Source organism: Enterococcus sp. AZ078, assembly GCF_051714985.1.
Classification (GTDB): domain Bacteria; phylum Bacillota; class Bacilli; order Lactobacillales; family Enterococcaceae; genus Enterococcus_B; species Enterococcus_B hirae.
The window spans coordinates 19,740-42,072 of record NZ_JBIOSW010000002.1; the positions used below are offsets into that span (position 1 = coordinate 19,740).

Here is a 22,333-nt window from a genome sequence, read left to right on the forward strand (position 1 = left end):
GAGGAGAAGAGTTGTATGTAATTTTTGAATCTCGTAAAGACCGGCTAGGTAAGCTTATGAATCATAAAAAGAAATACAGCCTTTTAGAAGCCGATAATCAGTTACGACGATTTTCAGAAACATTATCAAAATCTACAAAGAAAAATACTCTTATTATTAAGATATATGATAAGGATGAAATGATTTTTAGAAGTGAATTTGTTGTTGGCACTGATGAATCAAGTAACTTGATAGTATTACTCATGTATCTTTTAGAAACAGAGTTTTCTGACGAAAACGAAGAAGATAAGTCCGAACTTCTCCAACGTGTGAACGAAGCTTACTTAGCTGAAGAACAAGCCACTTATCAACGTGATGAAGATTATATACCTGGTATTTCCGTTATTGAAAAATTCACTGATGCTCAGACTGAAATATCTAATGAAAAGATATTTACAGAAGAATCTATGATCCAAGAAGAGAATCATCATAAGAATAAAAAGCATTTGTGTTTAAAAAAAGAAAGACCTGCGATTGATTTCGCAGGTCTTTTTCAAAAATATAAAAAGATTTTGATGCTGATTGTTGCTTTTTTTGTGGTGGGAGCTGGTTCTACTTTATTTTTCAAAAATTCTCTAGAAGCCAATCAGAAAGAAAGCTATTCAGAATTAGTTGATCATGGGAAATATAACCAAGCATTACAAGATTATCCTGAAAAAGAGACCAATTTGATTGAAACTTTATATGGTCAAAAAAAGTCCAAAGAATTAAAAGAATTAGCGGATACTAAACACTCTAAGTTAGCCTTATTTTATTGGTCTTTTTTGAATAAGAAATGGGAAAGTGTAACAGAAATAAATGGCATTTCTCAAGATACAACGATTCAAGCGATGAAAGGATATGCTTATTTAGCTCAAGGGAAATTAGAAGAAGCTGAGCTTATTAATGAAGTTTTGAAAAATAGTACTCTGGAAGAACAGATTGACCAGTTCAAAAAGCAACTTGCTTATGAGAAATTAAGAAATCAAGATATAACTTCTGCTGAAAATATTAATAAAGAAATAAATGATCATGATCTTAAAGAAGATATTGAAGTGGCAAAAAGCATCATAAACTTATTGAAAAAATATAAAGCCGATCAAGAGAATACTCAATTATCTGAAGATGAACGAAAAGAAGCAAAAAAGAATTATGAAATATGGTCTGAAAATCTTAAACAATTAGGAGGAACTACAAATGACGCAAAAAACAACGAATAATGGCATGCAAGGAATCCCTAAAAAGTGGTGGCTTGTTGGCTTATGTTCTTTTTCTATTTTAGGAGGGTTAGTTGCTTATGGTTACCATACGTCTACTCAAAATCCAAAATCTGAAGCAAAAACTGAAACTGTTGCTTCTTTTGATAAAGGAAAAAAAGCAGAAAAGACATGGGAAAAACAAATTAAAGAAGAAACAAAGCAAGAAGAAGTGTCAAAACCAAAGACCAAAAGTGGCATGAATAAAATTTTAAGTGTATTAACAGGAGAAAATAAGGAAGATAATTCAAGTATTTTTGGTTTTAAAGTGTCAGACAATGACAAGAAAGATCGAACGAATCTAATTGGTGAATTAGCTAAAGCGCTAGATGTACAAGAAAGCAAGGAACAAAAACGAGAAGCTAAACTAAACAGTGAAAATAAGAAAGAACCTTTATTTGTATTGACAGATAAACAAGAATCATCCAAAGAAGAACTGATTGATTTATCGAAACCTATTTTACCAGATAAAAAACCAGAAGTCGATTTGCCTGAGAAACCTGAAAGTCCAGGAATAAATGAAGAAAAACCAGTCGTTCCAGATATACCTGTTTTACCAGATGATTCCAATGTACCAGTAATACCAGATATTCCCGATATACCAGTAGATCCTACTCCCGAGCCAACACCTGATCCAGAACCAGTGCCGCCAATTACACCAGAAGAACCAGATCACACATTAGATCAACTCATTACTACGAATAAGCTTGCTTTAACTACTGTTAAAAATAAAGCAGAACAATTGAATCAATCATTGAATCAAGTAAAGAAAGAATTAGAAAACTTAACAATGATTGAAGAAAAAACTGCACAAACTGCAGAACAAGCAACGAATGAATGGCAAAAAGTTTCTGATCTAGTCGATGAATACAATCGTTTATCACAAGAAATCAAGAAATTGATTGAAGGCGATGGACAAGTATTGCCAATCAATTATGAGTTATATCGTGAAACCTATGAACAATTAAATCAAAAAGTGACTGAGATCAAAGAAGCGCAAAAACAAGCGAATGAAACGACCACACAAATGAGCGAATCGGTTCAACAAGCACAAGAAACAGCCAATCGGTTACCAGACATGAATCAACAATATCAAGAGTTACAAACACAAGTTTCGACGACTAAGGATGAGATCCAAGCGACAGTATCTAATGCGCAGTCGAATGAACAAGTGAGCAATGCAGTACAGAGTGAAATTACCCAAGCGACACAAGCTTCAGAAGCATTAGATACAACGAATCAAGCTGTAGGTAGCCAAATAGAAGAGAGTCAACAAACGGATTATCAACCTGCTTTGGAACAAGCAAGCCAAAATGTTGAAACAGTAACGAATGAAGCGAAGCAACAAAATAGCGCTGTAGATTCCGTTTTAAATGATTTTCAATCATTGCCTACTGTAGAAGAAGTAGAAACTCCTTCTACGCCTGAAACAGTTCTAGAGACACCAGAAACAGATAATCAACCATTGAGTGGACAAAATCAATCAGAAAATTTAACAAGCTTAGAAGTAGCAAATCATAATTTTATAGAAGAGCCTTCTTCAGATAATACTACTCAAATAGAAAACGGAGAGGTTCTATAATATGAAAAAACAAGATTATTATTTATTAGTTGCTCGTCGGTGCATACAAGGACTTTTAGTCCTTGCATGCATTTATATATCTTTGCCTGTCATTTTTTCTGGTTATGACCATTTAGAAGTATTCCGTATTTATTTCAGAGGTGTGAAAACAGGAGATTTAGGTAATTTATTTTTTAGTATTGGTTATGGTTATGCGCTACTTCTATTGTTAACAGTTTTTTTCAGAATGATTTATAGCTCGCCAATAGATAATATTAATATTCGGTGTTCTTATATTTTCTGTCAAATAAAAAACATTTGGCTATATTATTTAATCACTGGTGGATTTGGATATTTTGATGCTTTTTACTCAGGAGATATTTCTATCTCACCTTTTCTAGACTTAATTTTATTGATGATATTTACAGTTTTGACAAAACGAGTTTATCAAGTATATGATCAATCGATGATTACTAATTATGGTTTAGCAAAAAAACAAACGCATTTAAATTATTTAATGTATAGAGGATCAAAAAAAGAAATCGATGCAGTGATTGTACAAAACGATAGGTATATTAAGTTAAAACATACTGCTCACTATTATAGAATAAAATATACACCATTTTTTCTAACTGTTTCTGACCATTACAATCAAGCGGATTATTTCAAACGTTGTATATGGAATTTACTATTTAGTTTTATGATTGTTTATTTGAGTATTAATGGGATGGTTGAAGAGAAGAATGTTTTACGGTACACAGGGCTTATTTTAATGAGTCTTTTGTTAGCCCTGGCTGAAGTTCCAACTCTATATGAAATCATTGAGAAAGTTAAAAAAATATATTTTGACTATCGAAAGAAAGGAAAAAGTTAGTGTAGTCTAACTATAAGATATAAGGATGGTTATGTATGAATAAAGAAAATAAGCAATGGAAGAAATATCTTGCTAATCCTTATTTTTTAACTGTTTTGGCGATTGTATTAAATATCGTTGGTATCTTGATACTTAATTTTATCCTAAATGGGATTTTATCTTTGAATGGCATTATAGCAAAATTGACGGTCTATCTTAATGAGGGGGGACAGTTTCCTGTGCAGCCTCATATCAATTGGCTATATAAGCCTAATAGTTCCTTTGAGTATTTCGACCTAATCTATGGAGCGTTATGTTTATTTGTTGGTATTGTGGTAGGTAAGAAAATCTATCACATGAGAATTGCTTATAAAGATATCAATATGTTCACTAAAGGTTCTGAAAAATTCACAACGATTAAAGAGCTAAAAAAGCAATATAAAATGGTACGATTAGACGATAAGGAATATGAAGGGAAATCTGGAATTCCAGTTGCCACGGTCACAAAAGTTATAGGATTTGGAAAGAATAAAAGAGAAGAAAAATATGTATTTATTGATACAAAAAATACGAATTCACTAACTATTGGAGGTACACAATCAGGTAAAACTTCTTTATTTTCCTATCCAACACTAGACTTAATTATGCGTGCGAAGGAAAAGGATTCTGTTATTGTGAATGACTTAAAAGGAGATATGCTGAAAAATACAAAGGCAGAATTTGAACGTTTTGGTTATGATGTGTATTGCTTAAATTTAGTAGATCCAACTAATGGGATTCACTATAATCCGCTTGATTTAGTCAAACAAGCTTATTTAAAGGGAGATACTACGAAGGCACAAATGTTAGCCAATAGTCTTTCTTTCAGTTTATATCACAATCCAAATGCAAAAGAACCCATGTGGGAAGAAGCTAGTATTTCTCTTTTAAATGCTTTAATACTAGCTATCTGCGAGATTGGTATTCAACAGGATAAAACTCAAGTAATTAATATGTATGCTGTTACGAGTATGTTAGAAGAGCTTGGTGCGTATCCTGATGAAAAAGGAAATACAGCATTGGATAAGTTTTTCGATCAGTTGCCAGTAACCAGTGTTGCAAGAAAACAGTATGGGACAATCAAATTTTCTCAGGGAATTACCCGAAGTGGTATTTTTACAGGAACAATGGCTAAGTTGAAAAACTATACGTATGATGCTATTGCAAAACTAACATTAGATAGTGATTTTAATTTAGAAGATCTAGGCTATGGGGATCGTCCCATAGCTTTATTTATTGTGTATCCAGACTGGAATGATAGTAATTATAGTATTATTGCTACTTTCTTGTCACAGATAAATGAAGTATTAGCAGAAAAAGCTACTTTAGCTGGTAAAGGATTAAAGCGTCGTGTGAGGTATTTACTTGAAGAAGCAGCCAACATTCCAGCTATTGATGGATTAAGTCGAGCAATGAATGTGGGGCTTCAGCGTAATCTAGTTTATCACTTAGTTATTCAATCTTATGCTCAACTAGACGATAAATATGGCGATAAGTTAAGTAAAGCAATTACAGGTGCTTGTGGTAATCAAATCTATATTATGTCTGATGAATATGATGATGCTGAATATTTTTCTAAAAAACTAGGAGATAAAACGATTATCAAAACGGATAGACATGGTGATCCAATGAGTACAGACAAATCATATGGAGAAAATGAAGATGGTAGAAATTTGCTGACAGCTAATGAGTTACGAGATTTAAGAGAAGGAGAATGGGTTTTAGATCGGACGAAAATGCGTCGAGATTTGAAAGGAAAGAAGATTACGCCATATCCTATTTTTGCCAGTATTGATCATGGAACAAACATGTCTTTTCATTATGAGTACTTAATGCCAAGATTTGATGGAAAATTGAATTTATCAGAACTTAAATTGAATAAAAAGAATCATGATGAAATTAATTTAGTGGACTATATTGTGAAATGGAAAAGAAAGTCTGTTGAACAAACTCAAGAATCTGCAAAGGAAAATGTTCAAAATCAAAAACAAGAAAGTGAGGAAGATATAATGAGAAAAAATGTTGAATCGATTGATAGTGTGTCTCTTGATACAGAAACAACGACTCGTATGGAGGAACAAATTGGTTCTAAAGTATTCTCCAAATTTTTACAAGCTGCATATCTTGATCGATTAACTGTTCAAGAGAAAGAGCGATTAAATCAATTTACTTCATTAGAGCAATTAAAAGTATTTTGTAATAGTGATAATCGCCCAAACTTAAAGAAAGCATATCTTGAATATATGGAGCAAAAAACAAATTAAAATAAAAAACATTTCTATAAAAGGGGGTGCCATAACTTGATTGATCAACTCATAAAATTTCAAGATTTGCTTCATATTGCTTCGTTTTGGATGGATCCAATTAGAAGTATTAGTTATACAGTACTGAAAGGTTTAGCATGGGTAATTGATAGTCTTTCGGGAGCTGCTAAAGAAGTTTATCAATTAATGAATTTTTACAATTACGAACCTGTTAAAGATTTTATCAATAAGTATCAACCTATTATTTGGGCATTAGCAACTGTAGCACTTGCTTATTTTGGTTGGCAATTGATTGTGAATCGGAAACTAGAAAGAGATAGGATAATCAATAATATTGTTTTAGCACTTACGATTTTCTTTGTTTTGCCCTGGGCAATGCAACAGGGAGCAGAACTAACAACTGCTGGTGTGAATGTTTTACAAGGAAAAGAGGCCGCTAGTGTTCAGACTTTTAAGAATAATATTACTGATTTATATACAGTTGATAAAAATGGTTGGAAAAGTACAAATACTCAAAATGATATTAAAGATAAAAGTGATGTGGAAGTTTTAGATATAAGTGAGAAAGTGGATACAGAAGGTGGTTGGCTTAGTTCTTCGCCACTATCACAAGAAGGAAGAAAATTACTTACTAAAAGGTTGATTAAAGTTGATGGGAAATTTGAAGAAATAAAAATGAAGGGTTTTTGGTTTACTCATGATCTTACTTATTATCGATATTCTTGGCACCCTTGGTTGATTGCGATTGAGTTAATAACAAAAGGTGTTGTATATGCTTTTGTCATATTCAAAACAGCGAAGCTTATAAATGAACTTGGGCTACTCTATGTTATAACAAGTGGTATTTCTTTAACAGATATAAAGAATGGTCAACGAAATAGCCAACTGGCAATTAAAATTAGAGATACATTTATTGTTTTATATCTAATGATGTTTATGATTAATTTCTTTGATATTTGGAGTGCTTTTGTTGCAGATTCTTCTTTATCGTCATTAGTAAAACCAATTGCTGTAGCAGGAGGAGCTTGGTTAGTAATTGATGGCCCGAACTTTATTGAACAACTATTTGGAATTGATGCTGGACTTTCAAGTGTGGGAAGAACAATTATTGCTGGAGTTCAAGGAGGATCAGCGCTTAGAAGAACAGGTTCTGAAATAGCTAGTGCCACTAAGTCAGTGGCTTCTAAAGCTGCAGGAGCAAGTAAGAGAGTTGTTAGAGGTGCTGCCTATACTGGAGCAGCTGCTAAAGGTGCGCTAGATGGATTTTCTGGTAAATCACAATCTAAGCCAGAAATTCCTAATGGATCAAGTGATGGAATTTCTGGTTTATCAAATCTAAATAATCGTAGTGAAACGTCTGAAAACAATACAGCCAACCCTACTGGAAGCAATGTACCTGGTGCTAATGAAGGAGTAGCCGATGGAACAGCTAGTAATAAAGGAGTCATGCCTTTATCTTCTGCTAATGGAGTGCAAGGTGTGGATTCTAATGGATTCAACTCACCAGATAATGAAAAGATTGGAACAGTTCCTGAAGCAATTAAGAATCTGTCTACTCCTAAAGCTCCGTTATCTCATAAGGGAATGAAGGATCAGGCGAAAAGGAATAAAGAAGCCTTTGATAAAATGGGAATCAATCCATATCAGAAACTAAAAAATATTTCAAATGCTTCTAAGGCTCGTCAAGCGTTAGATGGAAAATCGGCCATTCCATTGCCACCAAAAGTATCAGGAGATCAATTACCTAAGCATGTTCAAGAAGCAAAAGCACAATTACAACGTGATATGCAACCACGACCAGTTGATACAGAAACATTGGGAGATAAAATAGTAAACAAATATGCGGACACTGCTAGAAATATTTATCATGGGTCAACAATGACTCGTTCACGCAAAGTATATGATGTATCTAAAGCAACAAGTAAACGTGTCAAAGATTCATTTAGAGACTAATTTATAAGAGCAGAAAGAAGGGGAAAAATGAGAAAACAAGTTGCTAGACCTAAAGAAGCAATTACCGATATCAAGCAAGGAAAGTTTGATATGAAAGATGTATTAATGATTATAGCAAGCCCATTTTTAGGAATTCTTTCTCAAAATTTTATAACAGAATTTTTGAGAATTCCCTATGTTATGGCTTTTCCAATAACATTATACTTATTATTTTCGCCTAGTGGGATACATGCTAAAAAGAATTACCAAGTGGCTCTTCAAGTATTGTTAAAAGATCGAAAAATTTATCATGCAATTACTCTACCAAAGGAGGAAGAACATGAAATTTGACTCGCTAGAAAAGAAAGAACAAGAAAAGCAAAAATCACGAAAGGTAAAGCGAGAAATTGAACGATTAACTAAAGTATATCCTGTAGCAGGTATTACTGAAGAAAACTATGTCAAATTAAAAATAAGAGGCCAGCGTTGGTACGCGGCCTTTTTTGATACAAAAAAATATGATCTTGAGTTATTAGATGAAAAAGAAGCTGATTTTGTTACGGATAATTATTGGGCATTTCAAAAGCAATACGGCAATTCAGTCAAAGAATTATTTATGAATTTTCCAGAAGAGAACCAGAGACAACAAAGGTATGTCAAATATAAGCGAGATCAGTCAAAAAATTTGAATCAGATGCGGATTCTTCAAACAGAATTAGAAAAATTGAAATATATTGAGAAGAAATATAAAAAGCTGACTTCTTATATTGTCATTTATGGAAGAAGTATTAATGAGTTAGAAGAAAATATTACTAGTTTGAAACGATTTGATAATCTTTTTCAACTGAAATTATTAGATAAAGAATATGTAAAAAAAATCTTGTATCTATTGAACAATACAGGAGGAATTGAAATCTATGAAGATAAAAAAGAAAATGGTTGATCCAGATATTCAATTTATTTACGATACACAACCAAAAGGTGGAATCTCAGTAAAAGAAGACTTTTTTAATCGATTCGGTGACGGTTATCGTACTACTATACATGTATTTGAAACTCCAACTATTATGTCAGAATTTTGGTTAATGGATTTAACTGATATAGAAAATGTAATTGTTATGAAAGATTCTCGTACTGATGATAGTATTTTCTACCAAAGTGGGGTAAGTGAAACGATTCAAGAACTTACAGCAAGGCAAAGAAAAGCAAATATAACTGAACAAGACGAGTTAGATTCAGAAATAAATATTTTGAGACATTTAAGTTTAAGTATGAAAAATCAAGGTGAGCAAATTAAGAAAGTTGCTTTTAGAATTTTTTGCAGTCAACCTACTTTAGAAGCTTTAGAAAAACAAGTTAATTCTATACTGAAAAAACTGGATTCGGACGGTTATAAAGCTACGGTATTTTTAGGAGAACAAAAAGAAGAATGGCAGTCTTTATTTTTACCAATGGCAGAACAAAGAAAACTTCGCAATCGACGTGAGGGTATGGATATTCAAGCTGAAGCACTAGGGCTTGGTTTTGCACATAATCAAACATTTTTAGATGATGAAACAGGTTTTTATTACGGAGTGACACGAACTGGAGGAACAGTCTATTGGGATATGTTTTATAAAAGCCCGAAAAGATTGTATTATAACCTCTTTCTTTCTGGAGATATGGGTTCTGGTAAATCTACAGTATTAAAGAAATTGCTTAGAGATAATGCTGCTAAAGGGAACTTTATACGAGGTTTTGATAAGTCAGGAGAATTCTTGAATGTGGTACAAGAATATGGTGGAGTATCGATTCCTTTAGATGGATCAGGAGGTATTTTGAATATGTTTCAAGTGTATCCTCTTGTATCTAAAAAGACAGAAGATGATTCTTATATAGTGGATATTAGAGGATCGTTTACTCAACATATATCTATGTTAGGGATTTTATTTAAAATACGTAACAAAAAAGCTTCTGATGAACTGATCAGTGTTTTTGAAGACGTAGTTTGGGATTTTTTTATCGATTTTGGAATTTGGAAAGACGATGAATCAATTGATATTACGGCTCTTTCTAACGAAGAGTATCCTACAGCAAGTGATTTTATCGCATACTTAGACAAAATAGAATCGACTTGTTCTGAAGATATGAGAAACCATATTCATTCAATCCGAATAACAATGAAACCTTTGACGAAACAATATAAACAAATATTTGATGGTAAAACCTCTGTTCCTGATCTTGGAGAAAATCAAATTGTATTTTTTGATATTGAAGGAGTATCTAAATTAGGTTCAGAAGTTTTTGACTGTCAGCTATTTCTTGCTCTTAATAACATTATGGGAAATGTTACTAGAATAGGTAAGAGACAAAAAGATTTATTTGATCGAAAGCAACAAAATTGGTGGGATATTATTCGCTGTTTAATTATCGTTGATGAATGTCACAATATTTTAAACATCGAAAAAGCTTATGCAGCTAAATGGTTTGTTACGTTAATGTCAGAAGCTCGTAAATTATTTATAGGGATTGCTTTGGCTACACAACGTGTAGAAAGAATGTTTCCTAATGCGGATAATGCTCAGGATAAAGAAATGGTAGAAGCAGCTAATAAATTGAAAGAAATATTTGGTTTAACACAATATAAAATCTTATTACGGCAGGATGTTACGTCATTAAACTTTTTAAGAAATATCTTTGGGAATATTTTTACAGATACTGAGTATGAAATGATGGCACAATTTCAAACGAGCAAAGAGGTAGGAGGTTCTCAAGGGATTATGAGTATCGCCGGAGACCAGAATATTCAAATGACTTTCCAAGTGACTGATGAAGAATTAGCACTGTTTAATGGAGGAGCTTAATGGGAGAGAAAATAAAAAAATTACTTTTAAAGAAGTATTTAATCCCATTCATTCTATCTAATTTTCTTCTCATAGGCTTGTTATTGATCATTATCATTTCTTCTTTATCAATATTTTATATGTCTCAATCAAGTAATAATTGTATCCCTAATGCGATGACTAATAGTACGAGTGAAGAAAGCGGACAAGTGCCAGTTTCGATTGACGATTTTATTAAACAACATAAGGACGCATATATATTATCTTGGAAAGCTGGAGGTTTTTTACCTTCAGCTTCTATTGCGCAAACAATGGTTGAAAATGGGTTTAATTTTACGAATCCGAATGGCACTTCTTTTTGGAAAGCTCATAACATGGGCGGTGTAAAAACGTCTAAGAAAGAAGATTTCCCTATCACTTTAGCAACCTTTGGAGAAGATTCTGTCGATATTACTGGAACAAAACCAGGAACTTCGGTTGGGGATAATACAGGTGGTGCATATACTTGGTTTAAAAATTATAGTGCGGGAATTGTGGGTAAAGCTGAGTTTGTGGCTCATCAAACATTATACACTGGAGCGATTAACAATACTGATGGGGTCAGTGCATTAACTGCCATATTTAAAGGGGGGTGGGCAACAGATCCTAACTATTTAGTTAAATTGATTAGTACTTATAATTCGCTGGGTAAGAAATATCAGTGGATTGATCAAGAAGCAATCAAAAAATATGGGGCTTCTCCGTACAAAAAAAGTGGCTCTTTGCCTGATATAGGAGTCGATATTCCCAAACCAGGAGAGGATAATTCTGATAGTGAATCAAACAATTGTGTGGTTGTTTCAGATACTTCAGATCAAGTAATAGGCACTAATTCTGCTCCAACTTTAGATGTTCCACCTGAGTATAAAGGTAAGCTAACATTGCCAGAACCAGACAATAACAATTATGCTGGAAACCAGTATCCAATGGGACAATGTACTTGGGGAGCATATAATCGAATGGCTCAAATTGGTAGTCCTATTGAATGGTTTTCTGGTGATGGAGGTAATGGAGGATCATGGGGACAAACAGCAAAAGCAAGAGGTTATACGGTTGTTAAAGGAAAACCGCAAGTTGGTTGGGCGGCAAGTTTTCGTGGAGGATTAGCTGGTTCAACCCCTCCGTATGGACATGTTGCAGTAGTTGAATATGTAAATCCTGATGGCAGTATGTTAGTCAGTGAAACGAATGTAGTCAGTCCTGGTTCTGGGACAAGATCGTGGCGTGTTATTGACAAAGAAACAGCTTCGCAAGTCGAATTTATTCAAGGAAGGGGAAAATAACTTGAGAGAAATTTCGATAAATATAAGAGTAATATTTTCTGTATTAGTAGCGTTGATTGTTCTTTCTAGCTTATTTTGGTTAGTAAATAGCAATCAGGAAAAAGCGAAAAAAATAGAAAGTTTACGACAAGAAAATATCGAGTTAAAAAATAATAACGGAAAGTTAACAAATGAATACGATCATCTATCAGAAGAGTATGATTCTTTAAATAAAGAAAAAAAAGGTTCTGCAAATGAGTCTTTATTAGACGTTACAAACAACTTATTTAGCTGTGTATACAATTATGATACAGACGAAAAAGCAGATAGTATTTCAGCAAGAAAAGACAAGGCAAAGCAATATGCCAATGATGCGACATTAGATAAACTCTTTTCAAAAAATACGAATCAATTAACAACAACCGTGACCACAATTTCCCAACTAGAGGGAAAACCACAGGTCTATAGAATGTCTTCTGACGATGAAAAATTGACAGCATTAGTACTAGTAAAATACTCGCTTTCTATTGCAGATAGTAATAAACAAGAAGGAAATTTTATGTATAAAATTATGTTTGATCCTAAGTTAAAAAAGGTCATTGACTTAAATAATATTGGAGAAATTTCTATCTTGTAGTATAGAGAAGTGAAATTTATTTATAGATGAAGGGTCACAGAATGAAGAAAAAAATAGATAGAAAATGGCAATTTATTTTATTAATAGTTGCTGTTATAAGTTGTTCATTAGCGATATTTACTTATCAAATGAGAAGGTTTGAACAGAAGGCTGCTCCTGTAGTTTTGAATGACTATCCTAATAAAACAATTGTGTTTTATCGTGATGATTGTTCTGAATGCAGACAACTTTTTCCCCTATTGTACATTCATAATTTTATAAATAATGATTTGGTTTTTGTTAATATGAACCAGTCGTTCAATCGTCAATATATTCAAAAGTATGATTTAAAAAGTGTGCCAACAGTGGTACGAAAGGACAAAAAATATGCAGGAAACGAGTTAAAAAAGTTATTTCACTATTTCAAATACGAAGTTAAAAATGGAGGTGGAATAAGTGGTTAATAAAGTTTCATTGAGAAAAAATGAACGAAAAAAATACCAACAAATGGTCGTGATTATTATTGGTGTTTTTCTTTTCTTTTTTGGAAGTAGTTTGATGATACAACCCCAAACGGAGACAAAATCAACAAAGATTGGAGAAGAAATATCTGTCGATATGCGAACGATTCAACTAGTAGAAAAGAATTATTATCCTAAAAATGAGACTTTAGTTTTTTCATTTTTATCTCCTATAAATAGTTCAAATGTACTTGATGAATTGAAAGTTACTGCTAAACAGAATCGTAGTGACAGAACTAAATATAAGATTAAAATGGATCAAATTTCAGATGAATTGTACGTGGTTAAAATAAAAGATTTACCAGATAAATGGGAAAAATTAACTGTTAGTATTTATCCTAAAAATGTAAATATTGATTCATTAACTGATACTCAAAAATTATATTTTACTAGGGAAGATAGCACTACAAAGGAACTATATAATAATAGTCGTTCAAAAGAATCTTATGAATTAACAGCGATTAATTTTGAGATTGATCAGGTAAAATCTGATTTAGAGAAGAGTGCTAAGTTAGTTGAAAATCATAAAGAATCTATTAAAAAAATTGAACAAGTAAATAAGAATTTAGAAGAATCATTGAATGACAAGACACCGAAAGAACAAGAGGAAGTTGAGCAAACTATCGAACAGAATAAGAGCCAAATTCAAACGATTGAAAAAGAAGTTTCTACTCTAAAAGAGAATGATACAGAACTGCATTCTAAACTAGAAAAACTGAATGAGCGAAAACAAGAGCTACAAAATTAGTTTTCTTGAATGAAAAACAGACCCTCTAAGTAACCGGTTATGTGTCATATTTTGAAAAAAATTGGTCTTTTTAGAAGAAAAATGGAGGAAAATACGCCCTGTTTAAAGCCGGTTATGATGGTTTTTGGTTAAAAATGACCTGTGTATCACCCGACTGGGTGCTAAAATCAAACTGGTTTATAGACGGGTTCACAATGTTTTATGATATCACTCTAAAACCAAACCGCACTGCGGTTTCTATCATTTATGATAGCAGGTTTCCCTTATGCTCTTTTAAAATCCCTTTGACTTTGTTTCACAAAGTCGGGGATTTTAAATTACTCCGAACAAGTTCGGAATACTTTGTTTTGAAATTTTTGATAAAGGATTTGATAGTTTTATGGATATAATTGTTAGAAACATACCTGCAAAAACAGTAGCTGCTCTTGATGAGTTAGCAAAACAAAGTAGTCAATCAAGAGAAGAATATGTTCGTCGATTATTAGATCACCATGTGATGTATGTTGAGGTGGAAGGGCTGAATAAAAAATATGAGAATCTGGTTGAAGAGGTCTCTCAAAATATGATTTCAGCTTTAAATCAAAATACTAAAGTATTAAATGAATTTATTCAAATAGCAAAGGTGGTTGACTAATGAGACGTGTAGAAATCAATATGAGAGAAGCAGATGAATCTGATTATGGGTGGGCTTATTTAGAACCATATTTATCAAAACAAGGTGAAAAAAAGCGGCCTGTCTATCAAGCTATAGAACAAATTTTTAGAGAGCATGAGATGTATAAGGCAATGGTAGATAATTTATCCTCTATGCACAAAGATTTATCCAATCAATTGGAAAAAATTCAAAAAGAAGTTCATTTTACCCTGTTAAGAAGTGGAGATGCCGAGAAAAGCGCTCGAACTCTTCTTCACTTATGGAATAGCTATAACTTTGACAATGATGTAACTAATTATTTACCAATGAGTGAATTAGTTACTCCGCCTATGGAAAAAGCAATGAATGAGGTTGGCAAATATTATAAAGAGTTAGCAGCTAAGAAACGTAGCAGAAGTGAATCATTATTGACGGATTCGGATGATTCTACTTTGTCAAATACAGAAAAAATTTTACAGAAAAAAGAAAGCATAAATTTGTCTGATGGCAATGAAGTGCAAGAGACTTTTTCAGATTGGATTAGCTAAAAATGGTTCAAGCAGCAATCGTAACTAAGTGGAAATTTGTAATGTCCAACAACAAAAAATTTCAGAAGTATATTAATTATATTGATCGTGACGAAGCAACTAGATCAAAAGAATTTCAACAGTATAATATTTTAGAAAGTGATGGTTATAATCATTACATGGAAAATCCTGAAAAGTCTTCGGGATTATTTACTGCAAATAAGAACCGTCTATCTAAAGAAGAAAGAAATACTGTCAAAAAATTATTTCGTCAGGCACAAAAAAATGATTCATTGATGTGGCAAGATGTGGTTAGCTTTGATACGAATTGGCTAATTGAAGTGGGACTATATGATCCAAAAGCTAAAATATTGAATGAAGAAAAAATTATGAACGCTATTCGAGTTGCAATGAATGAACAATTGAAAGCTGAAAATCTTCGAAATAGTGCAGTATGGACGGCGGCAATTCATTACAATGAGATACACCATATCCATGTGCATATTGCGATTGTCGAGCCAGAACCTACTAGAGAATATGGAACTTTTACAAGAAAGGACGGATCAACATACGAAGCAAGAAAAGGATATCGATCAAAAAGAAATGTGGATCGCTTCAGAAGTCAAGTAATGAGTCAATTGCTGGATAGAGACCAACCTTTGGCAAAAATATCTTCAATGATTCGGACACAACTTGGTAACTATAAAGGAAATATGAGATATCTACCAGATACAGAACTGAATTATTTGTACAATAAGATTTACGAATCTTTACCACCAGATCGAGGTAAATGGAAATATAATATGAATGTTTTAAATGATATTCGACCAACAATTGATCGATTTATTTCAACTTACCTGAATGCTTATGAAAAAGAAGGATATAAAGAACTCCAAAATCTATTAGATGAAAATGTTGCTTTCTATATGAATTTGTACGGAGAGGGAACAAAAGAATTTCAGCGAGCAAAAGATTTTAAAACGAATAAAAATAAAGAATTATATACTCGTTTAGGTAATGCCTTATTAAAGGAAATGTCTGAACAAAATAAAAAAGAAAATGAAATTCCAACCAAGAGTACTTCAGTAGATTGGAATAAATTAATGGAAAATCAATATCAAAAAAGAAGTGATATTCACTCAAAAAATATTGACTTATCTAAGGTAAAAAAAGCACTTCAGAAAGATTTTCAAAGTATCAAAAATCAACAGATTTACTTAAAAAATATGAGAGAAAGAGAGCAGCAAGAACAAGGATTAAGTCGTTAATAATAGACGAATTTATTTGCAATACGTGTTACACGTGTTATAATTTTGTTGTCAGGAGGTATAGTGCACATGCCAATGACACAAAATGAAATGGTAAAGCTCCTACTGGAACACGGTGGCGTTAAAGTCAAAGGTGGGAAAGGATCTCATGTAAAAGTGAAATTTCCTGGAGTGAGCCGACCGATTATTGTTCCCAAGAAATTACCCAAGGGAACAGAACACGGTATCTTGAAGCAAGCGGGGTTAAAGTAACTCTGCTTTGCTTTAGTAAAGAAAGGAGAATGAATGATGCTTGTTTCTTATCCTGCTTTATTTTATTTCGAAAATACTGAGAATTATGAACCTGGTTTTTCTGTTTTCTTTCCAGATTTTCCAAATACAGGTGGGACGAGTGGTTCTACGATCTCTGAAGCTTTGGAAATGGCTTCTGATTATTTAGGCATTTTGTTAGCTGATGATATTGAAGAAGAACGTGAGTTGCCAATCCCTTCTCTAATTAGTTCGTTATCTTTGGAAGGTAATAATCCATTTAAAGAAGATGAAGATTTTACTTTAGAGTATGATTCTGAAAAATCGTTTATTTCTATGGTAAGTGTTGATTTATCAGAGTATCTCAGCAACAACGATCCTGTAAAAAAAACGTTAACTATTCCTAAGTGGGCAGATAAGCTTGGAAAAGATTTACAATTGAATTTTTCAAAGACTTTAACTGAAGCGATTATGGAAAAGAAATTAAACGTATAAATTAGTTATAGAAATAAAAAGAGAAGCGATTGTTTTGTTATGAGAGATAAAGAAAGTGATAAAATCGTGAATGATTTGACAGAGAAACATGATTTATTCTTGCTAATTTTTTGCACAAATATTGACGTACTTAATTAAGTACGTTACGATGAAAGGAATAAAGGAGGGATAAATATGGCAAACACAGTCTTGAATCCTAGTTCCGCACGAAAAGATTTTTACAAGTTGTTAAAAGATGTCAATGAAAATCATAGGGAAATTGAAATCATTAGTGAACGAAGTGAAAACAATGCAGTACTTATTGGTTTGGATGATTGGAGAGCAATTCAAGAAACGCTATTTCTTGAACAAACAGGTACTTTAAATGTTGTTCGAGAGCGTGAAAAAGATAATAGCGGCTTTACTGATATTGATGAGATTGATTGGGATAATCTATAATGAGTAACTATTCTGTAAAAATCAAAAATTCAGCTAAAGCTGATTTGAAGAAGATCAAACAATCTAATCTGAAATCTCAGTTTGAAAAAGTTATCCAAACTTTAAAAGAAGATCCTTATCTTCCTACTCAATCATTTGAGAAACTGAAACCTACACATGAAGGTCGGTATTCAAGAAGATTAAATAGGCAACACAGAGTGGTTTATAAGGTAAATGAAGATGAGAAACTGGTAGAGATTTATTCAGCGTGGACACATTACGAGATATATCAAAAGTGAAAAGAATCAAATAGTGATGGCAATAAAGAAGAGAAGCGATTATTTCGTTTCTCTTTTTTTAGTTTAAAATATAAATATTTTTTGACTACGAGAAGTGGATAGGAAACTATTCGCTTCTTTTTTATTTGGAGGAAATACAGTCATGAAAAATAATGAATATAAAGAAATCTTAGCTGAAGCTAAAAAAGTATCTATTACGTCAGTGATGGATGACCAAGGAATGGAATATATTGATATGAGGAACTTTGCTCAAGGTGTGGAGCATGACAGTTTGATGATTGATAAAAGAAAAAATTATTTTTATTGGAATTCGCAAATTGAAAATGGAAAAGTTGTTCAAGGGGATGTAATTGAATTTGTCTGTCGTTTCTATGATATGAGTCACTTAGAAGCACTCAATTATTTAACACAGGAACGACATGATAAATTAACTAGAGTAGAAACAACGCCAAAACCAAAAGAACCTTTCAAATATTATTTTAAGCATAATACCAGCTTCTCTGAGGTGAGTAATTATTTAGTTAATGAGCGGAAATTATCGAAAACATTAGTTTCAGTTTTACATGAAAAAGGATTTATTCAAGAAGATAAATATAAAAGAGCTGTATTTGTCTGGTCTGATACTGGAAAAGCAGTAGGTGCTTCTGTTATTGGAACAGAATATAATCCACAAAAATATGAACATGGACGTTTTAAAGGAATTGCTAGAAATAGTGAACCTAATTTTGGTTTTAATTTAACGATAGGAACACCTAATAAGTTATATGTTTTTGAAGCACCAATTGACATGCTAAGTTATTGGTCAATGAATCCGCAATTAGAGAATTGTATGTTGGCTTCCATGGATGGGTTGAAAGAACAGTCTGTTTATAAGTTTATTTCTCAAATGTATATAGCTAAAGGTGCGCTTCCATATGAAGGAGTTTATTTGGGTGTTGACAATGATCCTGCAGGTCACCGTTTTTTCGATAATTTATCTAAATTATCTTATGTAATTAATGAAACAAAACAAGAAATAAAATTTAAAAAACTAATTCCTAATGACTTAGATATTCCGAAAAAGAATATTTCAATATATCAAAAAGCCGCAAAAGTTTATCAGGTAGACTGGCTTGCAATTGCAGCGACTCATAAAGCACTGACAAATTTTAGTGAAGAAGGAAAGGTTGCTAATTCATGGAACATAAAGGAATACTTCTCAGGAGAAAATATGGACATTGTTTTAGAAAGTAAGAAAGTGGGACAAAAGTTAGCCCAAATAAGAAGAGAGTCAGGCGAATATGATTTCCAAAAATTATTTCGTATTGATGAAGGAATGAACCCTATAGAACTACGTGGGCTACATGAGAAAGTTAGTACCTATTATGAAGATTATCAGAATCTTGGCTATCGACCTACTGAAGGAACTATTAAAGATTGGAATGATGCATTGAAATATAAAATTTTTGTTCAACAGGAAGCTAGGTTACTGGAAGCAGTTTATGAACGAAATGGGAAGGAACGAATGAAGATATTCAAAGACGAAGAACGTAAAAAATATATTGCAATATCTCAAGATGCGCAGTTCAATGATCCATTTTTTGAAGCAGATTCTCTAAAAGAAGCTGCTATTTTAGTGAAAAATTATGGATTCCAAGCGGTAGATAAAGAAGATCGTATCAAATATCAAATTGAAAAAACACCTGAGAGAAAAAAACAAGAAACTCTTATGATGAGTCGATGAGGAGGAAAGAAATATGGGTTTATTAGATCGCTGGAATAAGGATAATAATCAGAATACGATGTATCAAAATTTATCTACATTGTACAAGCAAATATTAAAGCAAGTTACAAACAATGAGCTGGAAATATTACAGTTTTTAGAATTTAGTAGTCAGCTATATAAATATGATCTAGAAAGTGTGTTATTTGCTTATGGGCAAAATCCAAATGCAAAATTCTTAGCTGATTTCAATACATGGAAGTCTATTGGTCGGTCAGTGACTCGTGGCTCAAAAGCAATTAAGGTTCTTCACCAAAAAGAAAATGGCTTATTTTATCATGTGAATCTTTTTGATGTGTCGCAAACTACTGGGAAAGATTTTTCTTTTCCAGTCTGGCTTATGGATGATCTTCAATTTAAGAAGGTAACAGATTGGGCTTTTTCTTCTTCTGAAGATGCACCAGATAGCCTTTGGAATGGAATTGTAGAAGAGTATAATAAAAGACGCAAGGAAGAAGTAATATCTATTTCTTCTGTAGAAGAAGTTAGCGAATTTATGTTGAAATATAAGCTTGGTCAGTTGCCAAGATGGAAGGATTATATTGAGTGTGTTTCTCCGCTAGTAGGAGATCCAGAATACAGCTGGAAAAAAGTGAAAGCGGGGAATCATGGAGTCTTAAACAAATGGTTAGTTTTGAAAAACGATTAAGAGAGAAATTAAAGTCTTTACAAAATGAAGACTATAAAGATCGACTGTTAACTTTTGAAGAGTTAGGAGTCGATTTTTTGTTTGTAGATGAAGCACATTCTCACAAAAATCTTTATACGTATACGAAGATGTCAAATGTAGCAGGAGTTAATACTTCTAATAGTTTACGAGCTACTGATATGTATATGAAATGTCAGTATATGTTAGAAAAGTTCCAGGGGCGTGGGGTGGTTTTTGCAACAGGTACGCCTATTTCTAATTCTATGAGTGAGTTATATACAATGCAACGTTATTTACAGCCTGAAGAGTTGGCTAGAATGGATTTATATACTTTTGATCGATGGGCGTCAACATTTGGAGAAGTTGTCACTGCTCCAGAAATCAATCCAGAAGGTAGTGGATTTAGAATGAAGAGTCGATTTGCAAAATTTCATAATTTACCTGAGTTGATGAGTTCTTTTCATTTAATAGCTGATATCCAAACAAGTGATATGTTAAAACTTCCTGTTCCAGATATAGCTAATGGGAAACCTCAATTAATTGTTTCTGAGCCGAGTGAGTTTCAAGAACAGAAGATGATGGAATTGGCAGAACGTGCGGATAATATTCGTTTAGGAGATGTAGATCCACGAGAAGATAATATGTTAAAGCTAACCAATGAAGTCAAATTAATGGCTATTGATGCTCGTTTGCTTGATCCAGAAGCACCTGTATACACAGGAGGTAAGTTATATAAATGTTCTGAAAAAGTATATGAAATATGGCAAGATACATTGGAAAAACAATCGACACAGATTATATTTTCTGATTATGGTACTCCTAATCCTAATAAATTTAATGTATATGATGAAATGAAACGGATACTTATTGAAAAAGGAATTCCCGAAGCAGAAATTGCCTTTATTCATTCAGCTAAAAATGATAGACAACGTGAAGAATTATTCGACAAGGTTCGTCATGGAGAAGTTCGAGTGATTCTTGGAAGTACTGAAAAATTAGGTACAGGGACAAATATTCAAGATAAGTTAATTGCTTTACACCATTTAGATGTACCTTGGAGACCAAGTGATCTGACTCAGCGAGATGGGCGAGGAATTCGTCAAGGAAATGAGAATTCAGAAGTTCAAATTTACCGATATGTTGCGAAAAATTCCTTTGATTCTTATCTTTGGCAAACACAAGAAAACAAGTTGAAGTTTATCAACCAAATAATGACTGGAAAAAGTATTGCTCGTAGTGCGGATGATATTGATCAATCTACATTGGATGCAGCTGAAGCAAAAGCTTTAGCAACAAATAATCCGATGTTGGTAGAGAAGATGACTATTGACAGAGAAGTAATGAATCTTCAATTGCAGAAAAGTGATTGGCAATCTAATCGTTTAACATTAACTCAAAATTTAGAAAGTGTATATCCAAAAGAATTAGAAGAAATTCAAATGAATTTAGAAAAAACTATTCAAGATAATGAGTGGGTAGCAAGTATTATTAATAGTGACTTTTCAATAAAGCTGTTAGGAAACCAATATACTGATAGATCAGAAGCGTTAGAGGTTTTTAATACAATACTTCAGACAGAGCTTGAGCAAGGAAAGGAAATAGGCGAATTTTATGGTTTCAGCATTAAATTAGAGGTTTCTAGATTTGGACAGATGGTTGTTTCATTAGAAAGAGAACGAAGCTATGCTGTTGCAATCGAAAAGAATGGAAAAGGGACATTTACTCGAATGACCAATGTATTAAAAACTTTACCTGATAAAATAAATGATTTGAAAAATGAAAAGGACAATTTGATTAAGAAAATGAACCAAGCAGAACAACAAGTCTTAAAACCTTTTGAGAAAGAGGAAGTATTAAATGAGTTATTAGAAAGACAAACTGCATTAAATTTATCATTAGAAATGAGAGAAAAAACTTCGTCGAACTCTCAGCAAGCAACAGTAGAAATATCAGAACCATTGGCTACAAACTTTAAAAATTTAGGTTTAGAACAAAGTAGATAAACCTATATCTTTCCTTATCTATTTCATATTGTTATATTACTAAGATTTAGATGAGGAAAGATTTTTTAGATAATTATTATGTGAAAGAGAGAAGATTAA

The 22,333-nt window shown here is 32.6% G+C and carries 21 protein-coding genes and 1 pseudogene; all 22 read left to right on the top strand.

Annotation, left to right across the window (positions count from 1 at the left end; all coding sequences use genetic code 11):
- Positions 1–11 precede the first annotated feature (11 nt).
- The gene (locus tag IGJ18_RS13760; protein WP_325822031.1) at positions 12–1,238 is read left to right on the top strand and encodes a hypothetical protein; all 1,227 of its coding nucleotides are present in this window, start codon (positions 12–14) and stop codon (positions 1,236–1,238) included.
- Positions 1,216–2,856, top strand: a complete 1,641-nt coding sequence (locus tag IGJ18_RS13765; protein WP_438843474.1) for a hypothetical protein — start codon at positions 1,216–1,218, stop codon at positions 2,854–2,856. Before IGJ18_RS13760 ends, IGJ18_RS13765 begins: the two co-directional genes overlap by 23 nt.
- Before the next feature lies 1 nt (position 2,857).
- Positions 2,858–3,709: a hypothetical protein gene (locus tag IGJ18_RS13770; RefSeq protein WP_086325243.1), complete on the top strand. Its 852-nt coding sequence runs from the start codon at positions 2,858–2,860 to the stop codon at positions 3,707–3,709.
- Positions 3,710–3,744: 35 nt separating this feature from the next.
- Positions 3,745–5,991, top strand: coding sequence for a VirD4-like conjugal transfer protein, CD1115 family (locus tag IGJ18_RS13775; protein WP_325822030.1), 2,247 nt, complete (start codon positions 3,745–3,747; stop codon positions 5,989–5,991).
- Between the two features lie 90 nt (positions 5,992–6,081).
- Positions 6,082–7,944, top strand: coding sequence for a pLS20_p028 family conjugation system transmembrane protein (locus tag IGJ18_RS13780; RefSeq protein ID WP_438843475.1), 1,863 nt, complete (start codon positions 6,082–6,084; stop codon positions 7,942–7,944).
- Positions 7,945–7,971: 27 nt separating this feature from the next.
- A complete protein-coding gene (locus IGJ18_RS13785; protein WP_071856124.1) occupies positions 7,972–8,274 on the top strand; it encodes a hypothetical protein in 303 nt (100 codons plus the stop codon).
- Positions 8,264–8,866, top strand: coding sequence for a hypothetical protein (locus tag IGJ18_RS13790; protein WP_226062802.1), 603 nt, complete (start codon positions 8,264–8,266; stop codon positions 8,864–8,866). Before IGJ18_RS13785 ends, IGJ18_RS13790 begins: the two co-directional genes overlap by 11 nt.
- Positions 8,841–10,766, top strand: a complete 1,926-nt coding sequence (locus tag IGJ18_RS13795; protein WP_325822027.1) for a VirB4 family type IV secretion system protein — start codon at positions 8,841–8,843, stop codon at positions 10,764–10,766. Before IGJ18_RS13790 ends, IGJ18_RS13795 begins: the two co-directional genes overlap by 26 nt.
- A complete protein-coding gene (locus IGJ18_RS13800; protein ID WP_325822026.1) occupies positions 10,766–12,067 on the top strand; it encodes a CHAP domain-containing protein in 1,302 nt (433 codons plus the stop codon). Before IGJ18_RS13795 ends, IGJ18_RS13800 begins: the two co-directional genes overlap by 1 nt.
- Before the next feature lies 1 nt (position 12,068).
- The gene (locus tag IGJ18_RS13805; RefSeq protein WP_325822025.1) at positions 12,069–12,683 is read left to right on the top strand and encodes a hypothetical protein; all 615 of its coding nucleotides are present in this window, start codon (positions 12,069–12,071) and stop codon (positions 12,681–12,683) included.
- Positions 12,684–12,724: 41 nt separating this feature from the next.
- Entirely contained in the window at positions 12,725–13,126 is a 402-nt protein-coding gene (locus IGJ18_RS13810) for a thioredoxin (RefSeq protein WP_438843476.1), read from the top strand.
- The gene (locus IGJ18_RS13815) at positions 13,119–13,931 is read left to right on the top strand and encodes a hypothetical protein (protein ID WP_325822023.1); all 813 of its coding nucleotides are present in this window, start codon (positions 13,119–13,121) and stop codon (positions 13,929–13,931) included. The genes IGJ18_RS13810 and IGJ18_RS13815 overlap by 8 nt, the downstream gene beginning before the upstream one ends.
- Positions 13,932–14,310: 379 nt before the next feature.
- The gene (locus IGJ18_RS13820) at positions 14,311–14,565 is read left to right on the top strand and encodes a FitA-like ribbon-helix-helix domain-containing protein (RefSeq protein ID WP_325822022.1); all 255 of its coding nucleotides are present in this window, start codon (positions 14,311–14,313) and stop codon (positions 14,563–14,565) included.
- A complete protein-coding gene (locus tag IGJ18_RS13825) occupies positions 14,565–15,113 on the top strand; it encodes a hypothetical protein (RefSeq protein WP_438843477.1) in 549 nt (182 codons plus the stop codon). Before IGJ18_RS13820 ends, IGJ18_RS13825 begins: the two co-directional genes overlap by 1 nt.
- Positions 15,114–15,115: 2 nt before the next feature.
- The gene (gene mobP2 / locus IGJ18_RS13830) at positions 15,116–16,360 is read left to right on the top strand and encodes a MobP2 family relaxase (protein ID WP_325822020.1); all 1,245 of its coding nucleotides are present in this window, start codon (positions 15,116–15,118) and stop codon (positions 16,358–16,360) included.
- Positions 16,361–16,429: 69 nt separating this feature from the next.
- Complete coding sequence (locus tag IGJ18_RS13835) at positions 16,430–16,612, top strand: type II toxin-antitoxin system HicA family toxin (protein ID WP_086323972.1); 183 nt, start codon at positions 16,430–16,432, stop codon at positions 16,610–16,612.
- 36 nt (positions 16,613–16,648) lie between these two features.
- Complete coding sequence (locus IGJ18_RS13840) at positions 16,649–17,104, top strand: type II toxin-antitoxin system HicB family antitoxin (protein ID WP_325822019.1); 456 nt, start codon at positions 16,649–16,651, stop codon at positions 17,102–17,104.
- 174 nt (positions 17,105–17,278) lie between these two features.
- Complete coding sequence (locus IGJ18_RS13845) at positions 17,279–17,542, top strand: type II toxin-antitoxin system Phd/YefM family antitoxin (protein ID WP_071856132.1); 264 nt, start codon at positions 17,279–17,281, stop codon at positions 17,540–17,542.
- On the top strand, positions 17,542–17,820 hold the full coding sequence (locus IGJ18_RS13850) for a Txe/YoeB family addiction module toxin (RefSeq protein ID WP_325822018.1): 279 nt from the start codon (positions 17,542–17,544) through the stop codon (positions 17,818–17,820). The genes IGJ18_RS13845 and IGJ18_RS13850 overlap by 1 nt, the downstream gene beginning before the upstream one ends.
- A gap of 142 nt (positions 17,821–17,962) precedes the next feature.
- Complete coding sequence (locus IGJ18_RS13855) at positions 17,963–19,543, top strand: DUF3991 and TOPRIM domain-containing protein (protein ID WP_325822017.1); 1,581 nt, start codon at positions 17,963–17,965, stop codon at positions 19,541–19,543.
- Positions 19,544–19,556: 13 nt separating this feature from the next.
- Positions 19,557–20,231 (top strand): hypothetical protein, encoded by a 675-nt coding sequence (locus IGJ18_RS13860; RefSeq protein ID WP_325822016.1) that lies wholly within the window; start codon positions 19,557–19,559, stop codon positions 20,229–20,231.
- A pseudogene (locus tag IGJ18_RS13865) lies at positions 20,159–22,234 on the top strand (helicase-related protein); the annotation flags it as partial. The gene IGJ18_RS13860 and the pseudogene IGJ18_RS13865, both read left to right, overlap by 73 nt.
- Positions 22,235–22,333 lie beyond the last annotated feature (99 nt).